A 25,654-nucleotide genomic window follows, 5' to 3' on the forward strand; every position below is an offset into this window, starting at 1 on the left:
GGTGTCCGGTGGAGCGATCGGCGATCTGGCAGGGCGGAGGAGGGAGCGATGGCGGCGCCACCGTGACCGACGACAACGCAGCCAGTCGTCGATCGAACGCCGGAGACCGGTCGCTTGTTCTCAACACGCACCGCTAGCTCAATCCCGGTGGACACGGCGTCGGTTCGGAATCGAGGAACGTCAGGTTCCCGGGTTCCGGCGTGAACTTGTACTTGGAATCCGGCGCGTCGGCGCGGGCGATCATCGAGTCGACCTCCTCGTTTCCGAGTGCGTCCCGCAGCGCCTTGTCCCAGGCCGATTGGCCGCCGCCGGATGCCGGCGCGAGCATGGCGGTCAGGGCCTCGTTGATCTTGGTCACCGCATCCGGGAACTCCTTGGCCACACCGATGCCGTAGTACTCGGTGGAGAACGGGGTGCCCGCCTTCTTCAATGCGTCCTTCACGCAGGCGTCCTTCGGGTAGGCCATCCCGACGAGCTTGAACTCGCCCGGGAAGAACGCCGAGTATCCGGCCAGGATGACCTCGTCGGTGGTCAGCGCGTCGACCTTGTTGCGGCGCAGCGCCTCCACACACGACGAGTACGAGTCGTATTCCTGCAACTGCACCGACGGCAACTGCGCCTTCACGTTCTGCGCCGGCGTGGAGCCGGTCACCGAACACAGCTTCTTGCCCTTGGACAGGTCGGTCAGCTCGCTGATCGAGTTGTCGTCCTTGCGGACGAGCAGTCCCTGGTAGTTGATGAGATACGGTCCCGCGAAGTCGACCTTCTTCTTGCGGGCCGACGTGATCGAGTACGTGGCGGCGATCATGTCGACCTCACCGTTGTTGATCAGCGTCTCGCGCTGTGCCGAGGGTGTCTCGCGCCAGCGGATCGTCGGATGCCGCACCCCCAGGTCGTCGGCGATGTGGTTGACGACGTAGGTGGCGACCGACGGGTCGAAGCCGGTCACGGACCGATCGGGGTTGCGGATGCCGAGCCCGGGCTGGTCGTACTTGGTGCCGAGAACGACGGTTCCACTCTCGATCGAGTCGATCAGATTGCGGGGTTCGCTACTGCCGCACGCCGACACGGTGGCGGCGAGCAGCGTTATCAGCAGGGCGACGACGCCGACGCTCGTTGTCGGTCGGTTCATGATCAGTGACCCAGGATCTTGCTGAGGAAGTCGCGGGCGCGTTCGGACTCCGGATGGTCGAAGAAGCTGTCCGGATCGGTGTCCTCGACGACGGCGCCGTCGGCCATGAAGATGACCCGGTCGGCCGCCTTGCGGGCGAATCCCATCTCGTGGGTGACCACGAGCATCGTCATGCCCTCCTTGGCCAGCGAGACCATCACGTCGAGCACCTCGTTGACCATCTCGGGGTCGAGCGCGGAGGTCGGCTCGTCGAACAGCATGATCTTCGGGTTCATCGCGAGTGAGCGGGCGATCGCCACACGCTGCTGCTGGCCGCCCGAGAGCTGGGCGGGATACTTGTCCTTCTGTGCGGCGATGCCGACCCGCTCCAGCAGCTCGATCGCCCGTTTCTCGGCGTCGGCCTTGTTCTGCTTGCGGACCTTGATCGGTGCGAGGGTGACGTTCTGGAGGATCGTCTTGTGCGCGAACAGGTTGAACGACTGGAAGACCATTCCGACGTCGGCGCGCAGCGCGGCGAGGTCCTTGCCCTCGGCGGGAAGCGGGTTGCCCTCGATGGAGATCTCACCGCCGTCGATGGGCTCGAGACGATTGATGGTCCGGCACAGCGTCGACTTGCCCGATCCGGACGGTCCGAGCACCACCACCACCTGTCCGGTGGGGACCTCCAGATTGATGTCGCGCAGGACGTGCAGGGAGCCGAAGTGTTTCTGGACGTCGCGCATGGCGATCATCGGTGTCGACCCGACGGTCGCAAGTGTTTCGCTCGGCGAATCGGTCATAGACGACTACCCTAACCCCGGACCGTTGCCTCGTCCTGTTCAGTGCGCACGGGAGTGTCGCGGGCACGGCCATTCGCCGTGCGGAGGCGATTTGCGCTGGCCAGTACCCTGGATCCAGTGAGTATCGAGTTGTCGCAGCGGCGTGATGCGCCGTCGCAAGAGGCGGTCGAACCGGCCGTGTCCGGTCGTAGCTACCAGGTCCGCACGTACGGCTGCCAGATGAACGTGCACGATTCCGAGCGGATCTCCGGGCTGCTCGAGGACGCCGGCTATGTGAAGGCCGGCGACGACGCGGAGCCCGACCTGGTGGTGTTCAACACGTGCGCCATCCGGGAGAACGCGGACAACAAGCTCTACGGCAACCTGTCGCATCTGGCGCCGGTGAAGTCGACCAGGCCGGGCATGCAGATCGCCGTGGGTGGTTGTCTGGCGCAGAAGGACAAGGACACCGTCCTGGCCAAGGCGCCGTGGGTCGACGTCGTGTTCGGTACCCACAACATCGGATCGCTGCCCGCCCTGCTCGACCGCGCCCGCCACAACGAGAGCGCACAGGTGGAGATCCTCGACTCGCTCGAGCGGTTCCCATCGACACTGCCCGCCAAGCGTGAATCCGCGTACTCGGGCTGGGTCTCGGTGTCGGTCGGGTGCAACAACACCTGCACGTTCTGCATCGTGCCGTCGTTGCGCGGCAAGGAGGTCGACCGCCGTCCGGGCGACGTGCTCGCCGAGGTACAGGCGCTCGTCGATCAGGGCGTCCTCGAGGTGACCCTGCTGGGCCAGAACGTCAACGCCTACGGCATGTCGTTCGCCGATCCGGCGCAGCCCCGCAACCGTGGCGCGTTCGCCGAACTGCTCCGCGCCTGCGGGGACATCGACGGCCTGGAGCGGGTGCGGTTCACCTCGCCGCATCCGGCCGAGTTCACCGACGACGTCATCGAGGCGATGGCGCGCACCCCGAATGTCTGCCCGCAGTTGCACATGCCGTTGCAGTCGGGATCGGACCGGATTCTGCGTGCCATGCGGCGCAGCTATCGCACCACCAAGTTCCTGGGCATCCTCGACAAGGTCCGCGCGGCCATGCCGCACGCCGCGATCACCACCGACATCATCGTCGGGTTCCCCGGTGAGACCGAGGAAGACTTCCAGGCGACGCTGGATGTGGTTGCCGCAGCCCGGTTTTCGAGTGCCTTCACGTTCCAGTACTCGCCGCGCCCGGGAACGCCGGCCGCCTCGATGGACGACCAGGTGCCGCCGGAAGTGGTCAGCGAACGCTATCAGCGCCTGATCGCCCTGCAGGAACGGATCTGCCTCACCGAGAACGAAGCTCTGATCGGCTCGGAGGTCGAACTGCTGGTCGTCGCCGACGACGGTCGCAAGTCCGCACACACCCGGCGCATGACCGGACGTGCCCGCGACGGACGGCTGGTGCATTTCGCCGCCGGCGAGCGAGCGGGACTGGACGTGATCCGGCCGGGCGACGTGGTGACGACGACGGTGACCGAGGCCGCGCCCCACCACCTGATCGCCGACGCCGGGGTCGCCACGCACCGCCGGACACGGGCCGGCGACGCCCACGAGGCCAGCCGCATGCCGACGACGCCGCCGGTCGGCGTCGGACTCGGCATGCCGACGATCGGTGCCGCGCCATTAGCGCCGGCCGCCACCGGATGCGCAACAGGAGGATGTAGCTGATGAGTGAGAACAGCAGGTCGGATGCCGAACGCCTCGCCGCCTACGAGGGCGACCTCCGCAAGGCCGAGCGCAAGGTGGCCGGCGAGATCGATCCCGGTATGCGCGCGATGGTCGTCGCCGTCGCCGTGCTGCTCGCGATGCTGTCACTGGTGTTGCCCCACACCGGTGCGGCCAGCGGGCTCGAGGTACTGACATCGGCGCCGGACGCCGACGCCGAACGCGTCACCATCACCTCCAAGGTCTTCGTCTACCTCCTGACCATCTTCGGGATCGGCTTCTCGGTCCTCGCGCTGCTCACGCGGCGCTGGGTCGTCGCGTGGATCGCCCTGTGCGGCAGCGCGGTCGCGTGTGTCGCCGGCGTGCTCGCGTGGTGGTCGCGCAACACCCCCGGCGTCGGGGGTGTGCAACCGCCGCACGGTGTCGGCATCGGACTGATCCTCGGCCTGATCGCCGCCCTCGTCCTGACCTTCCACTGGTCGCGGGTCGTGTGGGCGCGCAGCACCTACCACCTGGCGCTCGAAGAGGAACGCCGCAAGGAAGCCGCGGCGCGCGAGGAGATCGCGCGGTCGTTGCAGCGCAAACCGGAGCAGGATTCGTAACGGCAGCCGTGCGCGAACCGTCAGGTGTCCGTGCGCACATCGTCAACAACTGAGCCGCCCGTGACCTGATCCTGGTGATCGACATCACAACGTCGATCAGGAGGATCTGCAGATGACACTAGTGACCGAAGCCGGTACGGACACCAGGCTCCCCGAGGGTGCGGCGACGTCGCTGTTCGTCGCCGGTGAATGGCGTGCGGCGGACGGCGGTGCGGAGTTCACCAACCTCAACCCGGCCACGGCCAAGCCGCTGACCACGGTGTCGGCCGCATCGGCCACCGACGTCGACGCCGCCGTACGGGCCGCCCGCGGGCAACTCGAGGGCGAGTGGGGTGCCACGTCCGGTCCGGCTCGTGCGCGGCTGCTCAACGCCATCGCCGATCTCATCGACCGCGACGCCGAACTGCTCGCGACCCTCGAGGCACTCGATGTCGGCAAGCCCATCGGTCAGCCGGCCATGCTCGACATCCCGAACGCAGCCGCCACCTTCCGGCATTTCGCCGGCTGGGCCGACAAGGTCACCGGCCGCTCAATCCCGACCGCCGGCTACTTCGGTCGCCCGACCCACTCCTACACGGTCCGCGAGCCGGTCGGCGTGATCGGTGCGATCATCCCATGGAACACACCGCTGATGATCGCGGCGTGGAAGCTGGCGCCGGCGCTGGCCACCGGCAACACCATCGTCGTCAAGCCGCCGGAGGATGCCCCGCTGTCGATCCTGCATCTCGCACGGCTCATCGAGGAGGCCGGTGTCCCCGCGGGCGTTGTCAGTGTGTTACCCGGCCTCGGCGAGGTGACCGGTGAGGCACTCATCCAGCACGACGATGTCGACAAGATCAGCTTCACCGGCAGCCCGCGCGTCGGCCGCCACATCGGAGTCGTCGCCGCGGAGAAGTTCCGCCGGGTCACCCTCGAACTGGGCGGCAAATCACCGCAGATCATCCTGCCCGACGCCGACCTCGAGGCCGCGATCAACGGCACCGCCATGGGGTTGTTCTTCAACCAGGGCGAGGTCTGCGCCGCCGGCACCCGGGTCCTGGTGCACCGATCCCTCTACTCGCAGGTTGTCGACGGTCTCGCGCAGGCGGCTGCTGCGCAGGTGCTCGGCGATCCGCTCGACCCGGCCACCACCATGGGTGCGCTGGTCAACGCCCGTCAGCGCGACAGCGTGCTCGGCTACATCGACGCCGGCCGGCGCGACGGTGCGACGGTCGTGGCCGGTGGTGCGGCCGGCGAGGGTCCCGGCTTCTTCGTGCAGCCGACGATCTTCGCCGACGCCACCAACGACATGACCATCGCGCGCGAGGAGATCTTCGGGCCCGTCGGCACCGTGATCGCCTACGACGACGTCGACGACGCGATGCGGATGGCGAATGACTCGGCATACGGATTGGCCGCAAGTATCTGGACTCGTGATGTGGCGCAGGCTCATTCGTTGGCCGGTCAGGTGCGGGCCGGCGCGGTCTGGATCAACGGCTGGGCCGCCATCGATCCCGCACTGCCGTGGGGCGGCATGAAGACCAGTGGCATCGGCCGTGAACTCGGATGGTCGGGAATCGAGGCCAATACCGAGGAGAAAGTGGTTACCGTCGTCATGTGACGGCTGTCACCCGCGGATCGAATGCATCAGCATCACCCGTCACCGATATCGAGGAGAACACCATGAAGACGCAAGCCGCTGTCCTGTGGGGAGCCGGAGAACCCTGGAAGATCGAAGAGGTCGACCTCGACGCGCCCAAGAACGGCGAGGTGAAGGTCGAACTCGCTGCCTCGGGCATGTGCCATTCCGACGAGCACGTTCGCGACGGCAGCATTCCGGTCGCCTATCCGTTCATCGGCGGCCACGAGGGCGCCGGGGTGGTCACCGAGATCGGTCCCGGCGTCACCAGCCTGGAGGTGGGCGACCATGTCGCACTGGGGTTCATCCCCGCGTGCGGTAAGTGCCCGTCGTGTGCGCGAGGCATGTCGAGCATCTGTGATCTGGGTGCCGAGCTTCTGGCGGGCCGGCAGATCTCCGACGGCACGTCGCGCCACCACGTCAAGGGCCAGGACGCCGGACTCATGTGCCTGCTGGGGACGTTCTCACCGGTGACGGTGGTCAACGAGGCGTCCTGCGTGAAGCTCACTAACGACATCCCGCTCGACAAGGCCGCGCTGGTCGGTTGCGGTGTCACCACCGGTTGGGGATCGGCGGTCTACGCCGCCGGCGTCCAGGCCGGTGAGACCGTCGTCGTGCTCGGTATGGGCGGCGTCGGCTGTGGCGCCGTGCAGGGCGCGGCGCTGGCCGGTGCCCGTCACGTGGTCCTGGTGGACCCGTCGGAGTTCAAGCGGGAGCAGGCCAAGATCTTCGGGGCCACCCACGCGGTCGCCTCGATCGAGGAGGCCACGGTGCTGCTCAACGAACTGACCTGGGGCCGGCTCGCGGACAAGGTGATCATCACGGTCGCCGTCGCTAGTGGACAGCTCGTCGCCCCGGCGATGAGTCTTGTCGCCAAAGGCGGTGTCTGCGTGCAGGTTTCGGTGGGCAACATTGCCGAGACCGAGGTGTCGATGAGTCTGTTCGACCTGACCGCGCTGCGCAAGACCTTCAAGGGTGCGTGGTTCGGCAACGCCAACATCCGCTACGACATCCCGCACCTGCTCCGGCTGTACATGGAGGGTGACCTGAAGCTCGACGAGATGATCACGCGCACATACAGTCTCGATCAGGTCAACGACGGCTACGACGCGATGCTGCGCGCGGAGAACGTGCGCGGCGTGATCATGTACTGAGCGTTGGCGGCTCACAAGGTCGAGGGAATCCGAGACCTTGTGAGCCCTGCCGCCGGTCGCTCACTCGATCAGCGAGGGCTGGGAAGCGTCATCCCTTCGCTGGTCGAATAAGGCTCCGAGCGCAGCGAGGCGCCGCATCGAGACCACTGGCAGTAGATCTCGATGCGCGGGCTCGCAAGCTCGCTCGCTTACTCGATCAGCGGGAGGGAACCTTCGAGTAAGGCTCCGAGCGCAGCGAGGCGCCGCATCGAGACCACTGGCAGGGAGATCTCGATGCGCGGGCTCGCAAGCTCGCTCGCTTACTCGATCAGCGGGAGGGAACCTTCGAGTAAGGCCCCGAGCTTGCGAGGGTCCGCATCGAGATCTCGTTCACCGTTGATCTCGATGCGCTCGCTCGCAAGCTCGCGCGCTTACTCGATCAGCGGGGAGGGACTCTTCGCGAGCCCGGTCGCTTACCCGGTCAGCGGGAAGGGTGGTCGTCACCTGCGTGGCCGGCCACCGAGGGCGGGACAGACTGTCGGAAGTCCCTGGGGGACAGGCCGTATTCGGCGTGGAACAGCCGGGAGAAGTGGGAGCCGTCGACGAATCCGTGGGCGGCACTGATCGCCGTTATGGGGCGGTGCGCGAGACCGGGGTCGGCGAGGTCGCGGCGGCAGCGTTCGAGGCGTCGTCGGCGGATGAAGGCGGCCACCGATTCGCCGTCGGCGGCGAACAGCTTCTGAAGGTAGCGCACCGAGATCCGCAGATGCGCCGCGACCGTGGTCGTCGTCAGTCCGGGTTCGGCGAGATTCTTCTCGATGTGGTCGCGCGCCGCCAGGTAGACCGCGTCGCCGGCCGCCGCGGGGGTGCTGCCGCCGTCACGCAGGGCGGCCGCGATCAGGTCGACGAGCGCAGAAGAGACGAGCCCGGCCGAGTGCGCAAGACCGGGCATCGGGTGCACGGGATGCAGCGCCATCATCGCCGGCCGCAGGATGGTGCCGATGCCACCGGCACCGGAGATCGTGCGGGCGGTACCGTCGCCGAGTTCGCGCCCGGCCACCGGGAGCCGTCGTCGGTCGATGACGGTCACCAGCATGTCGAAGTCGTCGGACAGGGCGAGGCGATACGGGACGCTCGTGTCGTAGACCACGACATCACCCGGCTGCAGATGCGCGGCCCGATCATGTTGGTGCACAGTCGATGTCCCGTTGACGGCGAGCGCCACCTTGATCACCCCGGGATCTGACCGCCGGATCGTGGCGGTCGAGCGGCGGATCTCCGCGCCCTCGCCGCGGACCCGGGTGACCTGCAGACCGGCGACGTCATGGCTGTCGACGCCACCGCGGAACCGCTCGGCGGGCACTCGCGGCGACGCCGACAGCGGTACGAAGGCCGACGACACGGCCGCACGCCACTCCTCGAATCCGAGGGTGCGCGTGCCGGCCGCGACGTCGGCAGTCGCCAATTCCTCAGCCCTTCGGCCGGTTGTCCACCAGTCGCTTCGCCTTGCCGGTCGACCGTTGCAGGGTGCCGGGCTCGGCGATCATCACGTCGACCGTCACACCGATGCGGTCCTTGATCAGCTTCTGGAGATTCGCGGTGGCCGGCTCGTACTGGTCGGCGGGCGCCTCGGGGCGGTACTCGACGCGCACCGTCAGGGTGTCCATCCGGCCCGGCCGTTCCAGCACGCACTGGAACTGCGGGGCGAGCGCGGGTTGGGTCAGGATCAGTTCCTCGATCTGCGTGGGGAACAGGTTGACACCGCGAAGGATGATCATGTCGTCGGTGCGGCCGGTGACCTTCTGCATGCGCCGCATGGTGCGGGCGGTGCCGGGCAGCAGGCGGGTGAGATCGCGGGTGCGGTACCGGATGATCGGCATCGCCTCCTTGGTCAGCGAGGTGAACACGAGTTCGCCCTCCTCGCCGTCGGGCAGCACCTCACCGGTCATCGGGTCGATGATCTCCGGGTAGAAGTGATCCTCCCAGATGTGCAGTCCGTCCTTGGTCTCCACACACTCCTGTGCCACGCCGGGACCCATGACCTCGGACAGCCCGTAGATGTCCACGGCATCCATGTCCAGCGTCTGCTCGAGCTCGCGGCGCATCTGCTCGGTCCACGGTTCGGCGCCGAAGACTCCGGTGCGCAACGAGGTCTTGGCCGGGTCGAGGCCCTTGGCGACCATGGCGTCGACGATCGTCAGCATGTACGACGGCGTGACCATGATGGCATCCGGCTCGAAGTCCTCGATGAGCTGGATCTGCCGCTCGGTCATGCCGCCCGACATCGGGATCACGGTGCAGCCCAGGCGTTCTGCACCGTAGTGGGCGCCCAGCCCGCCGGTGAACAGGCCGTAACCGTAGGCGACGTGCACCTTGTCGGACGGCTTGACGCCGGCGGCGCGCAGGCTGCGGGCCACGAGGTCGGCCCAGTTGTTCAGGTCGCCCGCGGTGTAGCCGACCACCGTCGGTCGACCGGTGGTGCCCGACGAGGCGTGCAGCCGCGAGATCTTGTCCTGCGGCACCGCGAACATCCCGAACGGATAGTTGTTGCGCAGGTCGGCCTTCGCGGTGAACGGGAACAGTGCGAGGTCGCTCAGTTGCTTCAGGTCGGAGGGGTGGACACCCTTCTCGTCGAAGGCCTGTCGGTAGTGCGGCACATTGTCGTACGCGTGCTGCAGCGACCACTTGAGCCGGTCGAGTTGCAGGGCGCTGATCTCGTCGCGGCTGGCGTTCTCGATGCCGCTGCCGGACTGTGGCGTGGGAGCGGGTGCGGAGGTGGTTGCGGTCATGGTGGCGGGCTCCATTCGTGGACCGTGGTCGGGTGTGTGGGGCGGGGTCAGGCGTCGAAGTCGACGGTCACGTCGTCGCTGACCGGGAAGGTCTGGCAGGTGAGGACGAATCCGTCGGCGACCTCGGAGTCCTCGAGGGCGTAGTTGCGGCGCATGTCGACCTCGCCGCAGGTGACCTTGGCGCGGCAGGTGCCGCACACGCCGCCCTTGCAGGCGAACGGGAGGTCGGCGCGGATCTTCTCGGCGGCGTCGAGGATCGTCTCGTCTTGCGGCAGGGCCGCGGTGGTGGACTTGCCGTCGAGTACGACGGTGACTTGGCTGCTGGCGACGCCGTCGCCGACGATCGAGGTGCGCGGTCGCGGTGCGGGCGGCGGGCCGTCGACGAAGAACAGTTCGCGGTGCACGTTCTCGGCCGGCATGCCGTGCTCGAGGAGCGTTGCGCGGACCTGTTCCACCATCTCGAGCGGGCCGCACAGCCAGGCGTGGTCGATCTGGTCGGCCCGGATCAGGTCGTCGAGGATCGCGGCCATGTGGTCGGTGTCCACGCGGCCGGTGAACATCTCGACATCGCGCGGCTCGCGGGAGAGTAGATGCATGATCGAAAGACGTTCGCGGTGAGCATCTTTCAGGTCGGCGACCTCCTCGGCGAACATCACCGAGCCGGTGTTGCGGTTGCCGTAGACCAGGGTGACCCGGCTCTCCGGGTTGGCCAGGACCGACGCGGCGATGGAGAGCACCGGGGTGATGCCGGAGCCGGCGGCGACCAGCAGGTGGTGGCCGGGTTCGGTCGGGTCGGCGACGAAGTTGCCCGACGGGGTGGCGACGTCGATCTCGTCGCCCGCGCTGACCTCGCGGACCAGCCATTCGGAGAACAGGCCGCCGGGCACCTCGCGAACGCCGACGCGGGGCGCGGCACCGACCGGGTTGCAGATCGAGTAGGAACGACGATGCTCGACCCCGTCTACGGTCCGGCGCAGCACCAGGGTCTGGCCGGGTGCGAAGGCGTAGTCGTCGGCGAGGGTGTCGGGGACGGCGAAGGTGACCGCGACCGCGTCGTCGCAGAGCTGTTCGACGTCGGCGACGCGCAGCGTGTTGAACTCGGACCCAGGGACCTTACGGGAGGTGGCTGATGGATCGGACACAGCGGTGGTCATGTCAGATCTCCTTGATGTGTTCGAAGGGTTCACGGCAGTCGGCGCACTGGTAAGCGGCCTTGCAGAGGGTGGCGCCGAACTCCGAGACCTGCGCGATCGCGGTGGAACCGCAACGCGGGCAGGTCAATCGGCGGGGGCGCGGGATCAGGGTCAGGGGGATCGGGCCGGTCGGTGTGGTGGGCGCCGGGCCGGGCGTGGAGTAGCCGTTGTCGGCCAGTGCGCGTCGGCCGGCGTCGGTGATCCAGTCCGTCGACCATGCCGGCTGCAGTTGTGTCTCGATGCGGACCTGCGCGACGCCGTCGTCGAGCAGGGTGCGTTCGATGTCGTCGCGGATGGTCTTCATGGCCGGGCAGCCGGCGTAGGTGGGGGTGATGGTGACCACCACCTCGTCGGCGTCGATACGGACGTCCCGAAGCACCCCGAGGTCGCGCAGCGACAGGAACGGCATCTCGGGGTCGGGCACGGACTCGAGCAGCCGGGTGATGCGGGTGGGATCGAGCGGGGTACGGGTCATGATCGCGGTCACCAGCTCGCCTCCGGATGTGCGCGGGCCACCGACTGCATCTCGCCCAACAGGTGACCGAGCGCCTCGGTGTGCACTCCGCCGCGTCCGGTGCGGCCGGCGATCGCGCCCGAGGTGTGCACCTGCGGCCGCTCGAGTTCCGCGGCATGCAGGACCTGGTCGATGACCGCGTCGAACTCGCCGCGCGTGTCGGCGGGATCGACGCCGACGCCCGCCGCGGCCAGGGTGGTCTCGATCTCGGTGGTGGCGAACAGCTCGTCGACGAACGGCCACACGTCGGTGAGGCCGGCGATGATCCGCCGTCGGGACTCGTCGGTGCCGCAGCCGAAGGTGACCACCCAGCGCGCCGCGTAGTCGCGGTGGTAGGTGAGTTCCTTGACTCCCTTGGCGGCGACCGCGGCGAGCACCGGGTCGCGCGACGTGCGCAGCGCCGAGAAGATCGCCAGGCGCCAGGTGACGAAGATCAGCAGCCGGGCCATGGTGCGGGCGAAGTCGCCGTTCTCCTGTTCGGCCAGACGCACATTGGTGAAGGTGCGGTCGTCGCGGAAGAAGGCGAGTGCGTCCTCGGCGGGCACCGGGGAGGTCTCGGAGATGACCGGGACGACCGACGGATCGGCGTCGGCGGCCCGGGCCAGCAGCAGCCGGGCCTGTCCGAGGAGGTCGAGCCCGGTGTTGGCCATGGCCAGCTCTTCTTCGAGTTCCGGTGCGCGCGAGTTCCATTCGGAGATGCGCTGGGCGACGATGAGCGCGTCGTCGCCGAGCGCCAGGCAGTAGCGGGCCAGCGCGGCGCGGTCGACGTCGTCGGGCACGGTGGTGTCCACGCCGGCGAGCGGGTCGTCGAAGCTGGTGCCGAAGGCCCACTGGCCGTGGCTGTCGCCGTCGAGCAGGCCGGAGAAAGCGGTGTCGTGATCAGTCATTTCTGTCGGCCTCGGCTCACATGTGGGGGACGTTGTCGGGGATCTCGTAGAACGTCGGGTGGCGGTACACCTTGTCGCCGCTCGGTGCGAAGAACGGATCCTTCTCCGACGGGCTCGACGCGAAGATGTCCGCGGACGCGACGACCCAGATGCTGACGCCCTCGTTACGGCGGGTGTAGAGGTCGCGGGCGCGGTGCAGTGCCATCTCGCGGTCGGCGGCGTGCAGCGAACCGACGTGCACATGGTTCAGGCCGCGCTTGCCGCGGACGAAGACCTCGTACAGCGGCCAGTTGACATCGGTGGTGGGGCTCATCGGGCGTTCTCCTCGCGGTGACGGTTGGCGAAGGCGGTGGCGGCTTCCCGGACCCACGCGCCGTCGGTGTGTGCTTGCCGGCGGTGGGCGAGCCGCCGGGTGTTCTCGGGGCCGTTGCCGGACACGACGGTCATGAACTCGTCCCAGTCCGGCGACCCGAAGTCGTGGTGGTCGCGCTCGGCGTTCCAGCGCAGCTCCGGATCGGGGAACCTGACACCGAGGGCGTCGGCCTGCGGCACGCTCATGTCGACGAATCGCTGGCGCAGTTCGTCGTTCGTGTGGCGCTTGATCCGCCAGCGCATCGACTGCTCGGTGTTGGGGGACTGGTCGTCGGGCGGGCCGAACATCATCAGGGCCGGCCACCACCAGCGGTCGACGGCGTCTTGCACCATCGCGCGCTGTTCGGCGGTGCCGCGCATCATCGTCATCAGCAGCTCGTAGCCCTGTCGCTGGTGGAAGGACTCCTCCTTGCAGACGCGGATCATCGCGCGGCCGTACGGTCCGAACGAGCTGCGGCACAGTGGCACCTGGTTGCAGATGGCGGCGCCGTCGACGAGCCAGCCGATCACGCCGACGTCGGCGAAGGTCAGGGTCGGGTAGTTGAAGATCGACGAGTACTTCTGCCGGCCGTCGATGAGCTTCTCGGTCATCTCGGTGCGGTCGGCGCCCAACGTCTCGGCGGCCGAGTAGAGGTAGAGGCCGTGGCCGGCCTCGTCCTGGATCTTGGCCATCAGGATCGACTTGCGGCGCAGCGAGGGCGCGCGGGTGAGCCAGTTGCCCTCGGGCTGCATGCCGATGATCTCCGAGTGCGCGTGCTGGGCGATCTGGCGGATCAGGGTGGCCCGGTACTTGTCGGGCATCCAGTCGCGAGGCTCGATGCGCTGATCGTGGGCGATGGTGGCCTCGAACTCGGCGGTGAGTTCGGCCGGGAGTTCATGGGGGGCTGACTCGGTGGCGGGGCTGGCCATTCGACTTCCTTTCATAACCGAATATTCGGTCGGTAATTAGATTATGCCTGTGCCGACGGTCACGTGCAAGGGGCTATGTGATCGTTCTGGCTCAGGAGCCGGTGAACACCGGCTTGGTCTTGGCCAGGAAGGCCTCGACGGCCGCACTGTGGTCGGCGGTGGCGCCCAGGGTCTCCTGCGCTGCGCGTTCACCCTCCAGCGCGTCGTCGAGCGTCGCGGCGGGCAGGTTCAGGAGTGCCTTGACCTCCCGATATGCCGCCGTCGGCCCGGCCGCGAGTTTCGTCGCCACGGTCGTGGCCTGCGCACGCAGCTCGGCGTCGGGCACCACGCGATGGACGATGCCCCAGGCGAGCGCGTCGGCGGCCCCGAAGCGGTCGCCGAGCATGAGCAGGCCGGCAGCACGCGACGGCCCGACGGCGGCGGACAGGGTGTGGGAGAGACCGCTGTCGGCGGCGAGTCCGATCCCGGTGAACGCGGTCGCGTAGGTCGACGATTCGGCGGCGACGCGGATGTCGGCGACCAGCGCGATGCCGAGGCCGGCGCCGACGCAGGCGCCGTTGATGGCGGCGACCACCGGGACACGTAGGCCGGCAAGTGCCCGGATCAGCGGGTTGTAGTGCTCGCCGACCGTCGCCATGGCGGTCGACGGGTCGGCGCGCAGGCCCTCGACGTGCTCGCCGAGGTCCTGGCCGACGCAGAAGTTCTTGCCCTCGGCCACCAGCAGGACGGCGCGGACCGAGTCGTCCTCGTCGATCCGGCGGACCAGCGTCAGGAGTTCGTTCTTGAGTTCGCGGTTGAGCGCGTTGGCGGCGCCGGCCCGGTCGAGAGTGAGAGTGGCCAGCCCGTCGACGACGTCGAGGGTTGCGGGCGCGGTGGTGGTGTCACTCATGAGGTGCCTTTCTTCTCGGAATCCCAGGTGTAGAAGCCCTGTCCGGTCTTGCGGCCGAGGTGGCCGCGGGCGACCATGTCCCGCATCAATTGTGGCGGTTCGAAACGCGGCCCGAGGGTGTTCGCGAGGTGTTCGGCGACGGCGAGGCGGATGTCGAGGCCGACCAGGTCGGTGGATCGCAGTGGGCCCATCGGGTGGCGGTAGCCGAGTTCCATGGCGCGGTCGATCGATTCGGCGTCGGCGACGCCTTCTTCCAGCATCCGGATGGCCTCGAGGCCGAGGTGCACGCCGAGGCGGCTGGTGGCGAAGCCGGGGGAGTCGTTGACGACGATCGCGGTCTTGCCGAGTGCGTCGACCCACGCCCGGGCCTGCGCGATGGTCTCCTCGGCGGTTTCCTTCCCCCGGATCAGTTCGACGAGGGTGGACGCCGGGACCGGATTGAAGAAGTGCATACCCAGGAAGCGTTCCGGCGATCCCACGGCGGCCGACAGTTCGCCGATCGGCAGGGAGCTGGTGTTGCTGGCGATCACCGCGTCGGCCGACACGCGGTCGGCGACCTCGGTGAGGACGGCGAGCTTGAGCTCGACCTTCTCCGGCACGGCCTCGACGACGAGGTCGGCGTCGGCGGGGATCTTGCCGGGAAGGTCCACGGTCGACACCCGGGCGAGCACCGCGGCCGGGTCGTCGTCGAGCTTGCCGCGTTCGGCGGCGCGGTCGAGTCCGGTGCGGACGCGGTCGAGTGCGGCAGCTGCGTCATGGGTTTCGGCGATCGTCACCTGCGAGCCGAGGGCGGCGAAGGACTGTGCGATGCCGGCGCCCATGCGCCCGCCGCCGATCACGGCGACGGTCCTCGGGTACGGGACGGTGGTGTCGGAGGTGTTCACTTTTTCCTCTCCAGAAATGCGGTCATCCGGTCGTGTTTGTCGGCGGTCTCGAACAGCACCGCCTGGATGATGTCTTCGGCGTGCGCGTGTCGTGACTGACTTGCCAAGGCGGTCTTGGTCATTCGCAGCGCCAGCGGGGACGAGGCGACGATGCGGTCGACGACGGTGTGGGCGGTCGGCAGCAGGGCGTCTGCCTCGACGATCTCGGCGACAAGGCCGTGTCGCAGCGCCTCGTCGGCGTCGAGGATGCGTGCGCCGAGCAGGACCTGCCGCGCAACCGAACCGCCGACCAGATCCGGGAGCCGGTAGGTCGCGCCGGCCGCGGCCAGGATGCCGAGGCCCGGTTCGGGGTTGCCGAATCGTGCGGTGGGCGTGGCGATCCGGATGTCGCAGGCGTACGAGAGTTCGGCGCCACCGCCGAGCGCGTAGCCGTTCACCGCGGCCACCGTCGGCATCGGCAGGGCGGCGATGCGGTCGAACAGGCTGCGGTTGATGCCGGCCAGGGCATCCTCGCGACGACGGTCCCGCAGTTGCCCGATGTCGGCTCCGCCGGCGAAATGGTCGCCGGCGCCGGTCAGCAGCAGTGGCTGCGGGTCGCGTTCGAGGATGCCGCACACGTCGTGCAGTTCGGCGATCATCTCGGCGGTGATGGCGTTGCGGGCGTGGGCGCGATCGAGAGTGACCACCACGCGATCGGAGCGACGGTCGACGGCGATCGTCTCCATGCGGATTCTCCTCAGGGCTGGCAAATACCGAACATTCAGTCGGTAACTGTAGCCGACTCGGGACCTTTTGCCTAGTCGCTCGGCGACCGGATCTGTCAGGATTGAGTAATGACCACCGCCCGTACCACCCGACGCCCCGGCCAGCCCGGGCGTCCCGGCTACGACCTCGACTCGCTGCTCGCCGTCGCGGTGAAGGTCTTCAACGAACGCGGCTACGACGGCACCAGCATGGAGGTGCTCGCCGAACGGTTGGGCCTCTCGAAGTCGTCGATCTATCACCACGTGTCGGGCAAGACCGAGCTCCTCGAACTCGCGCTCGGCCGCGCGCTCAATGCGCTCTTCGCCATCACCACCGAGCCGCAGACCACCGAGGGGCGGGCCATCGATCGCCTCGAACACCTGGTCAGGCGCAGTATCGACGTGCTCACGTCCGAGCTGCCCTACGTCACCCTGCTGCTGCGGGTGCGCGGCAACTCCAAGGTGGAACGCGATGCGCTCGCGCGGCGCCGGCAATTCGACGACATCGTCGCCGGACTCGTCGCCGCGGCCGCGGCCGAAGGGGATCTGACCCCCGGTATCGATCCCGATCTCACCGCGCGGCTCCTGTTCGGCACGGTGAACTCGATCATCGAGTGGTATCGACCGCGCTCCGGGCAGACCGCCGAGGACATCGCCGACGCCGTCGTCGCCCTCACGTTCGCGGGTATGCGCGCCGTTCGCTGAGCCGGCTCGGCGGCGGCGAGCCTTGACATATCCGTGCCCTGGAGTCCATGGTAATTACTGACCGAACGGTTGGTTGGACGGAGATGATGTGAGTTCCCTTCTGCAAAGCTATGTCGCCGGCGAGTGGGTCAGCGCCGCTGACGCCGGTGCCCCCTTGGTGAGTGCCGTCGACGGCCACGAGGTCGCCCGGATCTCGGCGACCGGGATCGACCGCGCCGCGATGGTGCGCCATGCCCGTGAGGTCGGCGTGCCGGCCTTGGCCACCATGACCTTTCACGAGCGCGCCCTGGCGCTCAAGGCGCTGGCCCTCGCGCTGATGGAGCACAAGGACGAGTTCTACGCGCTCTCGGCCGACACCGGAGCCACCGCCCGCGACTCGGGGATCGACATCGACGGCGGCTTCGGCACGCTGCTGAGCTATGCCAGCAAGGCGCGTCGTGAATTGCCCAACGACACCGTGCATCTCGACGGGGACGTGGAACCGCTGGGCAAGCGCGGCACGTTCGTGGCCCAGCACATCCACACCTCGCGACGCGGGGTGGCCGTGCAGATCAACGCCTTCAACTTCCCGGTCTGGGGCTTCCTGGAGAAACTGGCCCCGGCCTTCCTCGCGGGCGTGCCGTCGATCGTCAAGCCGGCCAGCGCCACCGCCTACCTCACCGAACTCGTGTTCCGGCGGATCATCGAATCCGGTGTTCTCCCAGCGGGTTCCGTGCAGTTGCTGTGTGGCGGTGCCGGCGACCTCCTCGACCATCTCGACGGTCAGGACTCGGTGGCGTTCACCGGTTCCGCCGACACCGCCGCCCGTTTGCGTGCGCATCCGGTGATCGTCGGCCGCGCCGTGCACTTCACCGCCGAGGCCGACTCGCTCAACGCCTCGGTTCTCGGTCCCGACGCAACGCCGGACACCGACGAATTCGGTTTGTACATCAAGCAGTTGGTCACCGAGATGACGGCGAAGGCCGGCCAGAAGTGCACCGCCATCCGGCGTGCCCTGGTGCCGGCGGCGCTCGTCGACGACGTCGTCGCCGCCGCATCGCAACGGCTGTCGTCGGTCGTCGTCGGGGATCCCCGCGACGAGTCGACCCGGATGGGCGCGCTGGCCAGTGTCGAGCAGCGCGACGAGGTGCTGCGTGCGGTACGCGGTCTGACCAAGACGTCGAGCATCGTGTTCGGCAGCGTCGAGCCGATCGCCGGAGAGGGTGCCTTCCTCGGACCGATCCTGCTGCGCTGCGACGATCCCGACGCGGCCGAACCGCACGAGATCGAGGCGTTCGGCCCGGTCGCGACGGTCATCGGCTACCGCGACACCGCCGAGCTCATCGACCTGGTCGCGCGCGGCGAGGGCAGCCTGGTCGCGTCGGTGGTCACCGCGGACAACGACTTCGCCCGCGACGTGGTCCTCGGCATCGCGCCGTTCCACGGACGCGTGCTGGTGCTCAACCGTGACGACGCCAAGGAATCCACCGGGCACGGGTCACCGCTGCCGGTGCTGGTCCACGGCGGACCCGGCCGCGCCGGGGGCGGCGAGGAGATGGGCGGCATCCGGGGCGTGCTGCACCACATGCAGCGCACCGCCGTGCAGGGCACCCCCGAGGTGCTCAGCATCATCGGCAACCGCTGGATCAACGGCGCGCCGCGCACCGTCGATGCGGTGCACCCGTTCCGAAAAGACCTGGGGCAGTTGCGTCTCGGCGACACCATCGTCGCCGGGCCGCGGCAGGTGACGCGCGCCGACATCGAGCACTTCGCCGAGTTCACCGGCGACACCTTCTACGCGCATACCGACGAGGCCGCGGCCGCGGCCAACCCGCTGTTCGGCGGCATCGTCGCGCACGGGTATCTGGTGGTGTCGCTGGCCGCCGGGTTGTTCGTCGATCCGGCCCCGGGACCGGTCCTCGCCAACTTCGGCGTCGACAACCTGCGGTTCCTCACCCCGGTGAAGGCCGACGACTCGTTGACCGTGACGTTGACTGCGAAGCAGATCACACCGCGTAGCTCCGCGGATTACGGTGAGGTGCGGTGGGACGCGCTGGTCGTCAATCAGGACGAGCAGCCCGTCGCCACCTACGACGTGCTGACGCTCGTCGCCAAACCCGAGAAGGAGAACGCCTGATGTCAACCCGCGTGATCGTCTGCTACGGACAGCCCGACGACCCGGAAGCCTTCGACAAGTACTACGAGACGGTGCACATCCCGCTGGCCAGCAAGCTGCCCGGCCTGCTCGACTACACCTGGGGCAAGTGCGCCGGGCTGGGTGACGACGCACCGTACTACGGTGTGGCGCAACTGGAATTCGAGTCACCGGAGGCGCTGCAGGCCGCGCTGGGCTCGGCAGAGATGCAGGCGGCCGCGGCCGACGTGCCGAACTTTGCGAGCGGGGGAGCGACGCTGTTCACCGCCGAACAATCCTCGGTGCTGACGTGACCGTGTCCGTCGACGGCTCGGCCGGTGACTGCCGCATCGCCCGCGAGATGCTCGCGGGCGATGCGGCGACCACCGCGCTCGGCATCGAACTGCTCGAACTGGAGCCGGGGCGTGCGGTCATGGCGATGACCGTCTCCGAGACGATGGTCAACGGCCACGACATCACCCACGGTGGCTACGTTTTCCTGTTGGCCGACACGGCCTTTGCCGCGGCGTGCAACAGTCGCGACGACGCCGCGGTCGCCGCCCGCGCCGACATCCGTTTCATCGCGTCGACAAAACTCGGGGACCGCCTGATCGCGACCGCGTTCGAGCGGGAACGCTTCGGCCGCAACGGGATCACCGACGTTACGGTACGGCGGGAAGCCGACGACGCGGTGATCGCCGAGTTCCGCGGTGACAGTCGGACGATCCGCCGGGATTAGGGCAGTTCAGCGGTCGGCGACCGCGTTCTTCGCCGCGTCCGCCCACTCTTTCCACTGCGCTGCCTGCTCGCGCAGCTTGGCGGCATCCTTGGCCTTGCCCCGTTCGTCGGCCTTGCGGGCCTGTTCCTCCAATTGCGCTGCGCGGTCGGAGAACTGGGCTGCGCGGGCCTCCGCCTCGGGATCGCTGCTCTTCCACTGGGCGTCCTCGGCGTCGCGGATGCGCTTCTCCAGCGCGCGTGCGCGGCCCTCCAGGGAGCCCATCTGCTCGCGGGGCACCTTGCCGATCTCGTCCCACTTGTCGCGGAACGCCCGGAACTCGCGCCGGGCCCCGTCGAGGTCGGTGGCCGGGTTGATCGTCTTCTCGGCGTCGTCGAGCAGCGCGATCTTGGCCGCCGCATTGGCCGCGAACTCGTTGTCCCGCTCCGAGGTGACCGCGTTCCGTGCCGCGAAGAACACGTCCTGGGCGGCCTTGAAGCGTTGCCACAGCGCGTCGTCGGCGTCGCGGGGGGCGCGGCCGGCCGCCTTCCACTCGGCGAGCAGTTCACGGAACTTGGCCGCCGTCGGACCCCAGTCCGTGGAGTTGGAGAGCTCCTCGGCGCGCGCGATGAGTTCCTCTTTGCGCGCCTTGGCGCCGGCCCGTTCGCGATCGAGCTCGGCGAAGTGGGCGCCGCGGCGACGGTTGAACGCGTCGCGGGCCTTGGCGTAGCGCTTCCACAACTGGTCGTCGGTCTTGCGGTCGACGCCCTTGATCGTCTTCCACTCGTCCAGGATGGCGCGCAGCCGATCGCCGGCGCCCTTCCACTGGGTCGATTCCGCGCCGATCTGCTCGGCCTCCGTGGCGAGTTCCTCCTTGCGGGCGATCGCCGCCTGACGCGTCTGCTCGCGTTCGGCCTTGATGGAGTCGGCGACGTCGTCGGCACTGCCGACGATGACGGTCAGTCGCTCCTCCAGCGCGGAGACGTCGCCGATGATCGCGGCGTTGGGCAGGTCGTCGAGCAGATGTTTCGCAGCGGCCTGCGCCTTGCGGGGGTCGCCCGACCGCGCGGCGAGGCGCTCCTCGAGGATCTCCACCTCGGTGGCGAGGTCGTCGAACTTGCGGGCGAAATGAGCGAGTCCGTCGTCGATGGTGCCCGCCTGCCACGACCCGATCTGCCGTTCGCCGTCGGCGGTCTTGAGCCAGACGATTCCCTCGGTGTCGATACGGCCGAATTGGTGCGGGTCGCCGTGCGGCACGTAGGTCGGGATCGGCGCCACGTCGACCGGCCGGGGACCGGGACGCGGACCCGGCCGGGGTCCCGGTTTGGGGCCGGGCCGCGGGCCCGGACGGGGTGCCGGGACGCTCGATGTGGCGGTGTCTGCGGTGGCCGGGGTGGTGGTGGGGTCGGCCGGGGTGGCGGTGTCTGCGGCGGCCGCCGCGGTGGTGGGGTCGGCCGGGGTGGCGGTGTCTGCGTCGGCTGGGGTCGTCGGGGTGACGGCCGGGGTCGCTTCGTCGGCGGTCGTCGGATCGGTCGGATTCGTCATGTGCAGGTGCCCTCTCCCGCAGGTGTGCTGCCGCGCGTCACGGCTGCCGGTCACTCGGTTCCGGTGATCTCCTCCGCGTCGGTACGGCACCGGTCTTCCCATTCAAGCAGGTCAGGATCAGCCGTGGGGCCGCTGCGAGCACATTGCGCCAAGCGTCGGCTAGCGTCGGGGTCGTGTTGGCGTCTGTGGTGTTCGTTCCGAGTGCTCCGCTGCTGGTCCCGGAGCTCAGCGGACCGATGGCGCACGACGCGGAGCCGGTGCGGGCCGCCACCCTGGCCCTCGTCCGTGATCTGGCGGAGGTGTCGACGTGGGTGGCCGTCGGTGCCGCCGACGAATCGGGACAGGTCGTCGGGCCGGGGGCGACCGGGACGTTCGCGCGCTATGGGGTGGATGTCGGGGTGAGCCTGGATGGTGAGACTCTTCGTGGCTCGGCCGGCGCCTCGCACCTCGGGCAGCGGCGACACGACGGGTCGCTTCCGCTCTCGATGCTCATCGCCGCTTGGCTGCGTGAGCAGGGGGGTGCCGACGTGGTGCGGCCGGTCCTGGTCGACCCGGACGCGACGCCCGCCGAGTGCGCCCGTATCGGCACCGATCTCGCCGCGGAGATCGACGCGGACGCCGAGCCGGTCGGGGTCCTCGTCGTCGGCGACGGTGCGATCTCCCTGTCGGCCAGAGCGCCCGGCGGCGGGCTGCGTCCCGAGGCGGTCGAGCTGCAGGCCCGGCTCGACGAGGCCGTCGGTGCGGGCGACTGCGGCGCCATGGCCGGAATCGACCCGGTGGCTTGCGCCGCGGAGGGCGTGGGGGGCCGGCCCGCGTGGCAGGTGGCCGCGGCACTGTGTGCAGACCGGGAAATCAAGGCCGAAATGCATTATGCGGGAGCACCTTTCGGTGTCGGATACGTCGTCGCGGCATGGACCCCGCAGTGACGGGACACCGACCCGTCGCGATCGTCGGACCCACCGCGAGCGGCAAGTCCGATCTCGCCCTCGATCTCGCCGAGCGGCTCGGCGGCGAGATCGTCAACCTCGACGCGATGCAGCAGTACCGGGGGATGGACATCGGCACCGCGAAGCTCCCGGTCGCCGAGCGACGCGGCATCCCGCATCATCAGATCGACGTCCTCGACGTCACCGAGACGGCAACCGTCGCGCGCTATCAGGAGGCGGCGAGCGCCGATGTCGAACGCCTGCTGACCGCCGGGCGCACCCCGGTCCTCGTCGGCGGATCGATGATGTACATCCAGGGGCTGCTCGACGACTGGCGGTTCCCCGCCACCGATCCCGAGGTCCGGGCCCGCTACGAGACGATGCTCGACGAGATCGGGGTGGCGGCGCTGCATCGTCGGCTCGCCGAGGTCGACCCGGCGGCCGCGGCATCCATCCTCGACACCGACGGCCGGCGCATCGTGCGTGCACTGGAGGTCGTCGAGCTGACCGGGCAGCCGTTCGCGGCGTCCGCGCCGGTCATCGGCGAACCACGGTGGGGTACCCGCATCATCGCGCTCGACCGCGACACCCCCGAACTCGACGAACGCATCCGGCTGCGCACCCGGCTGATGTTCGCCGGCGGACTCGTCGACGAGGTCCGCCGGCTGCTGGGTCTGGGCCTGCGCGACGGCGTGACCGCACCGCGGGCGATCGGGTACGCGCAGGTGCTGGCGGCGCTCGACGGTGCCTACGACCTCGCGCAGGCCGAGGAACTGACCTTCATCGGGACCCGCCGCTATGTGCGGCGACAACGGTCGTGGTTTCGCCGCGACCATCGGATCGTGTGGCTCGACGCGGCCGACGCCGACGTGACCGCGCACGCGCTGCGCGTCGTCGGGCAGTGAGCCCGACGTAGGCTGGGACCGTGGAACGGCAGCGCTTCGTCAAGGGTCACGGCACCCAGAACGACTTCGTCATCCTCACCGACCCCGCCGCCGACCTCGACCTGACCGACTCGTACGTCTCGGCGCTGTGCGACCGACGGCGCGGGGTCGGCGCCGACGGGCTGCTGCGGGTGGTCCGCTCGGCGGCACTCGTCGAACGCGGTCTGCTGCCACATCTGCCCGCCGGGGTCGCACCCGACGACTGGTTCATGGACTATCGCAACGCCGACGGCTCGATCGCCGAGATGTGCGGCAACGGCGTCCGCGTCTTCGCCCACTACCTGCGCGCGACCGAGCTCATACTCGACGACGAGTTCACCGTGGGCTCGCGGGCCGGCGGACGGCCGGTCACCGTGCACTCACACGATGCCGTGCACGCCGACGTCACCGTGCAGATGGGGGCGGTGCGGATCGACGGCGAGTCGACCGTCCGCATCGGCGACGACCTCTACCGCGGACTGATGATCGACGTCGGCAATCCGCATCTGGCCTGCGTCGTCGCCGACCTGACCGGCGACGATCTGGCCGCGGTCGACTTCGCGCTCGGCGTCGAGCTGGACGCCGACGCGTTTCCGCACGGCGCGAATGTGGAGATCGTGACGCCGCCCGGTCCCGCCGACGCCGCCGGCCGGTTGCCGTCGGCGATGCGGGTGTTCGAGCGCGGCGTGGGGGAGACCCGCAGCTGCGGCACCGGACTCGTCGCGGCCGGCGCCGCGATCCTCGCCGCGGCCGACCAGACGACGGGCACACTGCAGATCACCGTGCCCGGCGGTCGGGTCGAGGTCGGGATCACCCCTGCCGGCGCCACCCTGCGCGGACCGTCGATGCTCGTGGCCGACGGCACCCTGCGGCCGGGCTGGGAAGAGCCCGCGCAATAACCATGTGCCTCGTGGTGGCCGGACGTGCCATCATGGATCGCGTATGACCGAATCAGCATCAGCACCCATCATCGATCCCGACGGCTTCGAGACCGTGCCCGACGAGGACGCCGCGCCGAGTGGCCCCCGTATCCGTGGCCTGGCCGATCCCACCACGGGCGAACTGCAGCTCTCCGAACGCGCGTCTCTGCAACGCGTCGCCGGGCTGTCCACCGAACTCACCGACGTCACCGAGGTCGAATACCGCCAACTGCGGCTCGAACGCGTCGTCCTCGTCGGCGTGTGGACCGAGGGCACCGCGGCGCAGGCGCGCGCGAGCATGACCGAACTGGCCGCGCTCGCCGAGACCGCCGGCTCCCAGGTCCTCGAGGCCCTCATCCAGCGACGATCCAAACCGGACTCATCCACCTACATCGGGTCGGGCAAGGCCGAGGAACTGCGCGAGGCGGTGCTGGCGACGGGTGCCGACACGGTCATCTGCGACGGCGAGCTGACCCCGGCGCAGCTGACCGCGCTGGAGAAGGTGGTCAAGGTCAAGGTCATCGACCGAACCGCACTGATCCTCGACATCTTCGCCCAGCACGCGACGTCGCGCGAGGGCAAGGCGCAGGTCTCCCTCGCCCAGATGGAGTACATGCTGCCGCGCCTGCGCGGTTGGGGTGAGTCGATGTCGCGGCAGGCCGGTGGTCGTGCCGGCTCCAACGGCGGCGTCGGCCTGCGTGGTCCCGGTGAGACCAAGATCGAGACCGACCGGCGCCGCATCCGCGAGCGAATGGCCAAGTTGCGCCGCGAGATCCGCGAGATGAAGAAGTCCCGCACGGTGATGCGCGCGGCCCGCGAACGCAACGCCATCCCGCGACTGACCGTCGCCGGCTACACCAACGCCGGCAAGTCGAGTCTCGTGAACGCGATGACCGGGTCCGGGGTGTTGGTCCAGGACGCGTTGTTCGCGACCCTGGACCCGACAACCCGCCGCGCAACCCTCGACGACGGCCGGGCCGTGGTGTTCACCGACACCGTCGGCTTCGTCCGGCACCTGCCCACCCAGCTGGTCGAGGCCTTCCGGTCCACGCTCGAGGAGGTCGTCGACGCCGACCTGCTGCTGCACGTCGTCGACGGCTCGGATCCGTTTCCGGCCGAACAGATCTCGGCGGTGCGCAAGGTGATCAACGAGGTGGTCGCCGACGAGGGTGCACATCCGCCGCCGGAGTTGTTGGTGATCAACAAGATCGACGCGATCGACGGCCACCGGATGACCGAGCTGCGGGCCGCGTTCCCCGGCGCGGTGTTCGTGTCGGCGCGCACCGGCGAGGGACTGCCGGAACTCTTCGACCGCATCCGCGAGTTCATCGGACAGTCCGATGTGGAGCTCACCATCGACGTGCCCTACACCCGTGGCGATCTGGTGTCGCGGATCCACGAGGAGGGCGAAGTGCTGTCGGCCGACCACACCGCCGACGGCACCCGGATGACGGTGCGTGTGCCGCGGTCGTTCGCCGGGCAGTTGGAGGGGCTGGCGGTTGCCCTCTGAGCGACTCGCCGGGACCACCACAGACACCGCGGACCCACCAGCAGCAGGGCTGGTGGGTCCGCGGTGTCTGTGGATTTCCCGTGCCTAGTAGGCGAAGAGTTCGGTTACGACCAGTCCGGCGAACTTGTCGAGCGGCGGCAGGTCCACGGCGGGGACGGCGGCCG

Annotated in this window: 25 protein-coding genes; 12 read left to right on the plus strand and 13 right to left on the minus strand. The window is 68.9% G+C overall.

From position 1 onward, the window contains the following. Positions 1-133: 133 nt before the first annotated feature. Together ACWDTI_RS26210 and ACWDTI_RS26215 are read right to left on the minus strand one after the other, a co-directional pair. Positions 134-1,132 (minus strand): glutamate ABC transporter substrate-binding protein, encoded by a 999-nt coding sequence (locus ACWDTI_RS26210; RefSeq protein ID WP_449741065.1) that lies wholly within the window; start codon positions 1,130-1,132, stop codon positions 134-136. Positions 1,133-1,134: 2 nt separating this feature from the next. Continuing rightward, positions 1,135-1,863 (minus strand): amino acid ABC transporter ATP-binding protein, encoded by a 729-nt coding sequence (locus ACWDTI_RS26215; protein WP_449741086.1) that lies wholly within the window; start codon positions 1,861-1,863, stop codon positions 1,135-1,137. 171 nt (positions 1,864-2,034) lie between these two features. Here ACWDTI_RS26215 and miaB point away from each other — a divergent pair, with 171 nt between their 5' ends. From miaB to ACWDTI_RS26235, 4 genes are all read left to right on the plus strand, one after another. After that, on the plus strand, positions 2,035-3,603 hold the full coding sequence (gene miaB / locus ACWDTI_RS26220; RefSeq protein ID WP_449741087.1) for a tRNA (N6-isopentenyl adenosine(37)-C2)-methylthiotransferase MiaB: 1,569 nt from the start codon (positions 2,035-2,037) through the stop codon (positions 3,601-3,603). Beyond that, on the plus strand, positions 3,603-4,202 hold the full coding sequence (locus tag ACWDTI_RS26225; RefSeq protein WP_449741066.1) for an Rv2732c family membrane protein: 600 nt from the start codon (positions 3,603-3,605) through the stop codon (positions 4,200-4,202). The genes miaB and ACWDTI_RS26225 overlap by 1 nt, the downstream gene beginning before the upstream one ends. A gap of 112 nt (positions 4,203-4,314) precedes the next feature. Then, positions 4,315-5,802: a phenylacetaldehyde dehydrogenase StyD gene (gene styD, locus ACWDTI_RS26230; protein ID WP_449741067.1), complete on the plus strand. Its 1,488-nt coding sequence runs from the start codon at positions 4,315-4,317 to the stop codon at positions 5,800-5,802. A 62-nt stretch (positions 5,803-5,864) separates the two neighbouring features. Then, positions 5,865-6,974, plus strand: coding sequence for an NDMA-dependent alcohol dehydrogenase (locus ACWDTI_RS26235; protein ID WP_449741068.1), 1,110 nt, complete (start codon positions 5,865-5,867; stop codon positions 6,972-6,974). 460 nt (positions 6,975-7,434) lie between these two features. Here the strand turns inward: ACWDTI_RS26235 and ACWDTI_RS26240 are convergent, their stop codons facing one another. From ACWDTI_RS26240 to ACWDTI_RS26285, 10 genes are all read right to left on the minus strand, one after another. Next, a complete protein-coding gene (locus ACWDTI_RS26240; RefSeq protein ID WP_449741069.1) occupies positions 7,435-8,418 on the minus strand; it encodes an AraC-like ligand-binding domain-containing protein in 984 nt (327 codons plus the stop codon). Between the two features lie 4 nt (positions 8,419-8,422). Continuing rightward, positions 8,423-9,742 carry a phenylacetate--CoA ligase PaaK gene (paaK, locus tag ACWDTI_RS26245; RefSeq protein ID WP_449741070.1) on the minus strand — a complete coding sequence of 440 codons (1,320 nt, stop codon included), beginning with the start codon at positions 9,740-9,742 and terminating at the stop codon, positions 8,423-8,425. A gap of 47 nt (positions 9,743-9,789) precedes the next feature. Beyond that, positions 9,790-10,896 (minus strand): 1,2-phenylacetyl-CoA epoxidase subunit PaaE, encoded by a 1,107-nt coding sequence (gene paaE / locus ACWDTI_RS26250; RefSeq protein ID WP_449741071.1) that lies wholly within the window; start codon positions 10,894-10,896, stop codon positions 9,790-9,792. A gap of 1 nt (position 10,897) precedes the next feature. Next, complete coding sequence (paaD, locus tag ACWDTI_RS26255; protein ID WP_449741088.1) at positions 10,898-11,410, minus strand: 1,2-phenylacetyl-CoA epoxidase subunit PaaD; 513 nt, start codon at positions 11,408-11,410, stop codon at positions 10,898-10,900. A gap of 8 nt (positions 11,411-11,418) precedes the next feature. Then, a complete protein-coding gene (gene paaC / locus ACWDTI_RS26260) occupies positions 11,419-12,336 on the minus strand; it encodes a 1,2-phenylacetyl-CoA epoxidase subunit PaaC (RefSeq protein WP_449741072.1) in 918 nt (305 codons plus the stop codon). 16 nt (positions 12,337-12,352) lie between these two features. Continuing rightward, the gene (paaB, locus tag ACWDTI_RS26265; RefSeq protein WP_449741073.1) at positions 12,353-12,649 is read right to left on the minus strand and encodes a 1,2-phenylacetyl-CoA epoxidase subunit PaaB; all 297 of its coding nucleotides are present in this window, start codon (positions 12,647-12,649) and stop codon (positions 12,353-12,355) included. Beyond that, complete coding sequence (gene paaA, locus ACWDTI_RS26270) at positions 12,646-13,617, minus strand: 1,2-phenylacetyl-CoA epoxidase subunit PaaA (protein WP_449741074.1); 972 nt, start codon at positions 13,615-13,617, stop codon at positions 12,646-12,648. Before paaA ends, paaB begins: the two co-directional genes overlap by 4 nt. Before the next feature lie 91 nt (positions 13,618-13,708). Then, positions 13,709-14,506 carry an enoyl-CoA hydratase/isomerase family protein gene (locus ACWDTI_RS26275; protein WP_449741075.1) on the minus strand — a complete coding sequence of 266 codons (798 nt, stop codon included), beginning with the start codon at positions 14,504-14,506 and terminating at the stop codon, positions 13,709-13,711. Continuing rightward, on the minus strand, positions 14,503-15,390 hold the full coding sequence (locus ACWDTI_RS26280; protein ID WP_449741076.1) for a 3-hydroxyacyl-CoA dehydrogenase family protein: 888 nt from the start codon (positions 15,388-15,390) through the stop codon (positions 14,503-14,505). Before ACWDTI_RS26280 ends, ACWDTI_RS26275 begins: the two co-directional genes overlap by 4 nt. Continuing rightward, positions 15,387-16,115, minus strand: coding sequence for an enoyl-CoA hydratase/isomerase family protein (locus ACWDTI_RS26285; protein WP_449741077.1), 729 nt, complete (start codon positions 16,113-16,115; stop codon positions 15,387-15,389). Before ACWDTI_RS26285 ends, ACWDTI_RS26280 begins: the two co-directional genes overlap by 4 nt. Before the next feature lie 108 nt (positions 16,116-16,223). On the opposite strand from ACWDTI_RS26285, the gene ACWDTI_RS26290 reads away from it, so the two are divergent. From ACWDTI_RS26290 to paaI, 4 genes are all read left to right on the plus strand, one after another. After that, the gene (locus ACWDTI_RS26290; RefSeq protein WP_449741078.1) at positions 16,224-16,838 is read left to right on the plus strand and encodes a TetR/AcrR family transcriptional regulator; all 615 of its coding nucleotides are present in this window, start codon (positions 16,224-16,226) and stop codon (positions 16,836-16,838) included. A gap of 88 nt (positions 16,839-16,926) precedes the next feature. Further along, the gene (paaZ, locus tag ACWDTI_RS26295) at positions 16,927-18,954 is read left to right on the plus strand and encodes a phenylacetic acid degradation bifunctional protein PaaZ (RefSeq protein ID WP_449741079.1); all 2,028 of its coding nucleotides are present in this window, start codon (positions 16,927-16,929) and stop codon (positions 18,952-18,954) included. Beyond that, a complete protein-coding gene (locus ACWDTI_RS26300) occupies positions 18,954-19,265 on the plus strand; it encodes an EthD family reductase (RefSeq protein ID WP_449741080.1) in 312 nt (103 codons plus the stop codon). Before paaZ ends, ACWDTI_RS26300 begins: the two co-directional genes overlap by 1 nt. A 2-nt stretch (positions 19,266-19,267) precedes the next feature. Beyond that, entirely contained in the window at positions 19,268-19,690 is a 423-nt protein-coding gene (gene paaI, locus ACWDTI_RS26305) for a hydroxyphenylacetyl-CoA thioesterase PaaI (RefSeq protein WP_449741089.1), read from the plus strand. Between the two features lie 6 nt (positions 19,691-19,696). Here the strand turns inward: paaI and ACWDTI_RS26310 are convergent, their stop codons facing one another. Further along, on the minus strand, positions 19,697-21,211 hold the full coding sequence (locus ACWDTI_RS26310; RefSeq protein ID WP_449741081.1) for a DUF349 domain-containing protein: 1,515 nt from the start codon (positions 21,209-21,211) through the stop codon (positions 19,697-19,699). Positions 21,212-21,384: 173 nt separating this feature from the next. On the opposite strand from ACWDTI_RS26310, the gene ACWDTI_RS26315 reads away from it, so the two are divergent. The 4 genes from ACWDTI_RS26315 to hflX are packed head-to-tail and all read left to right on the plus strand — an operon-like array spanning position 21,385 to position 25,490. Beyond that, positions 21,385-22,137, plus strand: a complete 753-nt coding sequence (locus ACWDTI_RS26315) for a hypothetical protein (RefSeq protein ID WP_449741082.1) — start codon at positions 21,385-21,387, stop codon at positions 22,135-22,137. Beyond that, complete coding sequence (gene miaA, locus ACWDTI_RS26320) at positions 22,134-23,042, plus strand: tRNA (adenosine(37)-N6)-dimethylallyltransferase MiaA (protein ID WP_449741083.1); 909 nt, start codon at positions 22,134-22,136, stop codon at positions 23,040-23,042. The genes ACWDTI_RS26315 and miaA overlap by 4 nt, the downstream gene beginning before the upstream one ends. Positions 23,043-23,062: 20 nt before the next feature. Beyond that, positions 23,063-23,959: a diaminopimelate epimerase gene (gene dapF, locus ACWDTI_RS26325; protein ID WP_449741084.1), complete on the plus strand. Its 897-nt coding sequence runs from the start codon at positions 23,063-23,065 to the stop codon at positions 23,957-23,959. A gap of 43 nt (positions 23,960-24,002) precedes the next feature. Further along, positions 24,003-25,490, plus strand: a complete 1,488-nt coding sequence (gene hflX / locus ACWDTI_RS26330) for a GTPase HflX (protein WP_449741085.1) — start codon at positions 24,003-24,005, stop codon at positions 25,488-25,490. Positions 25,491-25,654: the final 164 nt, after the last annotated feature.

This window comes from Gordonia sp. NPDC003424 (assembly GCF_053588655.1).

What these genes read in the sequence shown, in the direction of transcription:
- ACWDTI_RS26275 (WP_449741075.1), bottom strand. Translation starts at nt 14,506, where the DNA reads ATGAGTGACACCACCACCGCGCCCGCAACCCTCGACGTCGTCGACGGG.
- paaE (WP_449741071.1), bottom strand. Translation starts at nt 10,896, where the DNA reads ATGACCACCGCTGTGTCCGATCCATCAGCCACCTCCCGTAAGGTCCCT.
- ACWDTI_RS26215 (WP_449741086.1), bottom strand. Translation starts at nt 1,863, where the DNA reads ATGATCGCCATGCGCGACGTCCAGAAACACTTCGGCTCCCTGCACGTC.
- ACWDTI_RS26225 (WP_449741066.1), top strand. Translation starts at nt 3,603, where the DNA reads ATGAGTGAGAACAGCAGGTCGGATGCCGAACGCCTCGCCGCCTACGAG.
- paaB (WP_449741073.1), bottom strand. Translation starts at nt 12,649, where the DNA reads ATGAGCCCCACCACCGATGTCAACTGGCCGCTGTACGAGGTCTTCGTC.
- ACWDTI_RS26285 (WP_449741077.1), bottom strand. Translation starts at nt 16,115, where the DNA reads ATGGAGACGATCGCCGTCGACCGTCGCTCCGATCGCGTGGTGGTCACT.
- paaA (WP_449741074.1), bottom strand. Translation starts at nt 13,617, where the DNA reads ATGGCCAGCCCCGCCACCGAGTCAGCCCCCCATGAACTCCCGGCCGAA.
- ACWDTI_RS26310 (WP_449741081.1), bottom strand. Translation starts at nt 21,211, where the DNA reads ATGACGAATCCGACCGATCCGACGACCGCCGACGAAGCGACCCCGGCC.
- styD (WP_449741067.1), top strand. Translation starts at nt 4,315, where the DNA reads ATGACACTAGTGACCGAAGCCGGTACGGACACCAGGCTCCCCGAGGGT.
- ACWDTI_RS26290 (WP_449741078.1), top strand. Translation starts at nt 16,224, where the DNA reads ATGACCACCGCCCGTACCACCCGACGCCCCGGCCAGCCCGGGCGTCCC.
- paaK (WP_449741070.1), bottom strand. Translation starts at nt 9,742, where the DNA reads ATGACCGCAACCACCTCCGCACCCGCTCCCACGCCACAGTCCGGCAGC.
- paaD (WP_449741088.1), bottom strand. Translation starts at nt 11,410, where the DNA reads ATGACCCGTACCCCGCTCGATCCCACCCGCATCACCCGGCTGCTCGAG.
- hflX (WP_449741085.1), top strand. Translation starts at nt 24,003, where the DNA reads ATGACCGAATCAGCATCAGCACCCATCATCGATCCCGACGGCTTCGAG.
- ACWDTI_RS26300 (WP_449741080.1), top strand. Translation starts at nt 18,954, where the DNA reads ATGTCAACCCGCGTGATCGTCTGCTACGGACAGCCCGACGACCCGGAA.
- ACWDTI_RS26210 (WP_449741065.1), bottom strand. Translation starts at nt 1,132, where the DNA reads ATGAACCGACCGACAACGAGCGTCGGCGTCGTCGCCCTGCTGATAACG.
- ACWDTI_RS26235 (WP_449741068.1), top strand. Translation starts at nt 5,865, where the DNA reads ATGAAGACGCAAGCCGCTGTCCTGTGGGGAGCCGGAGAACCCTGGAAG.
- paaC (WP_449741072.1), bottom strand. Translation starts at nt 12,336, where the DNA reads ATGACTGATCACGACACCGCTTTCTCCGGCCTGCTCGACGGCGACAGC.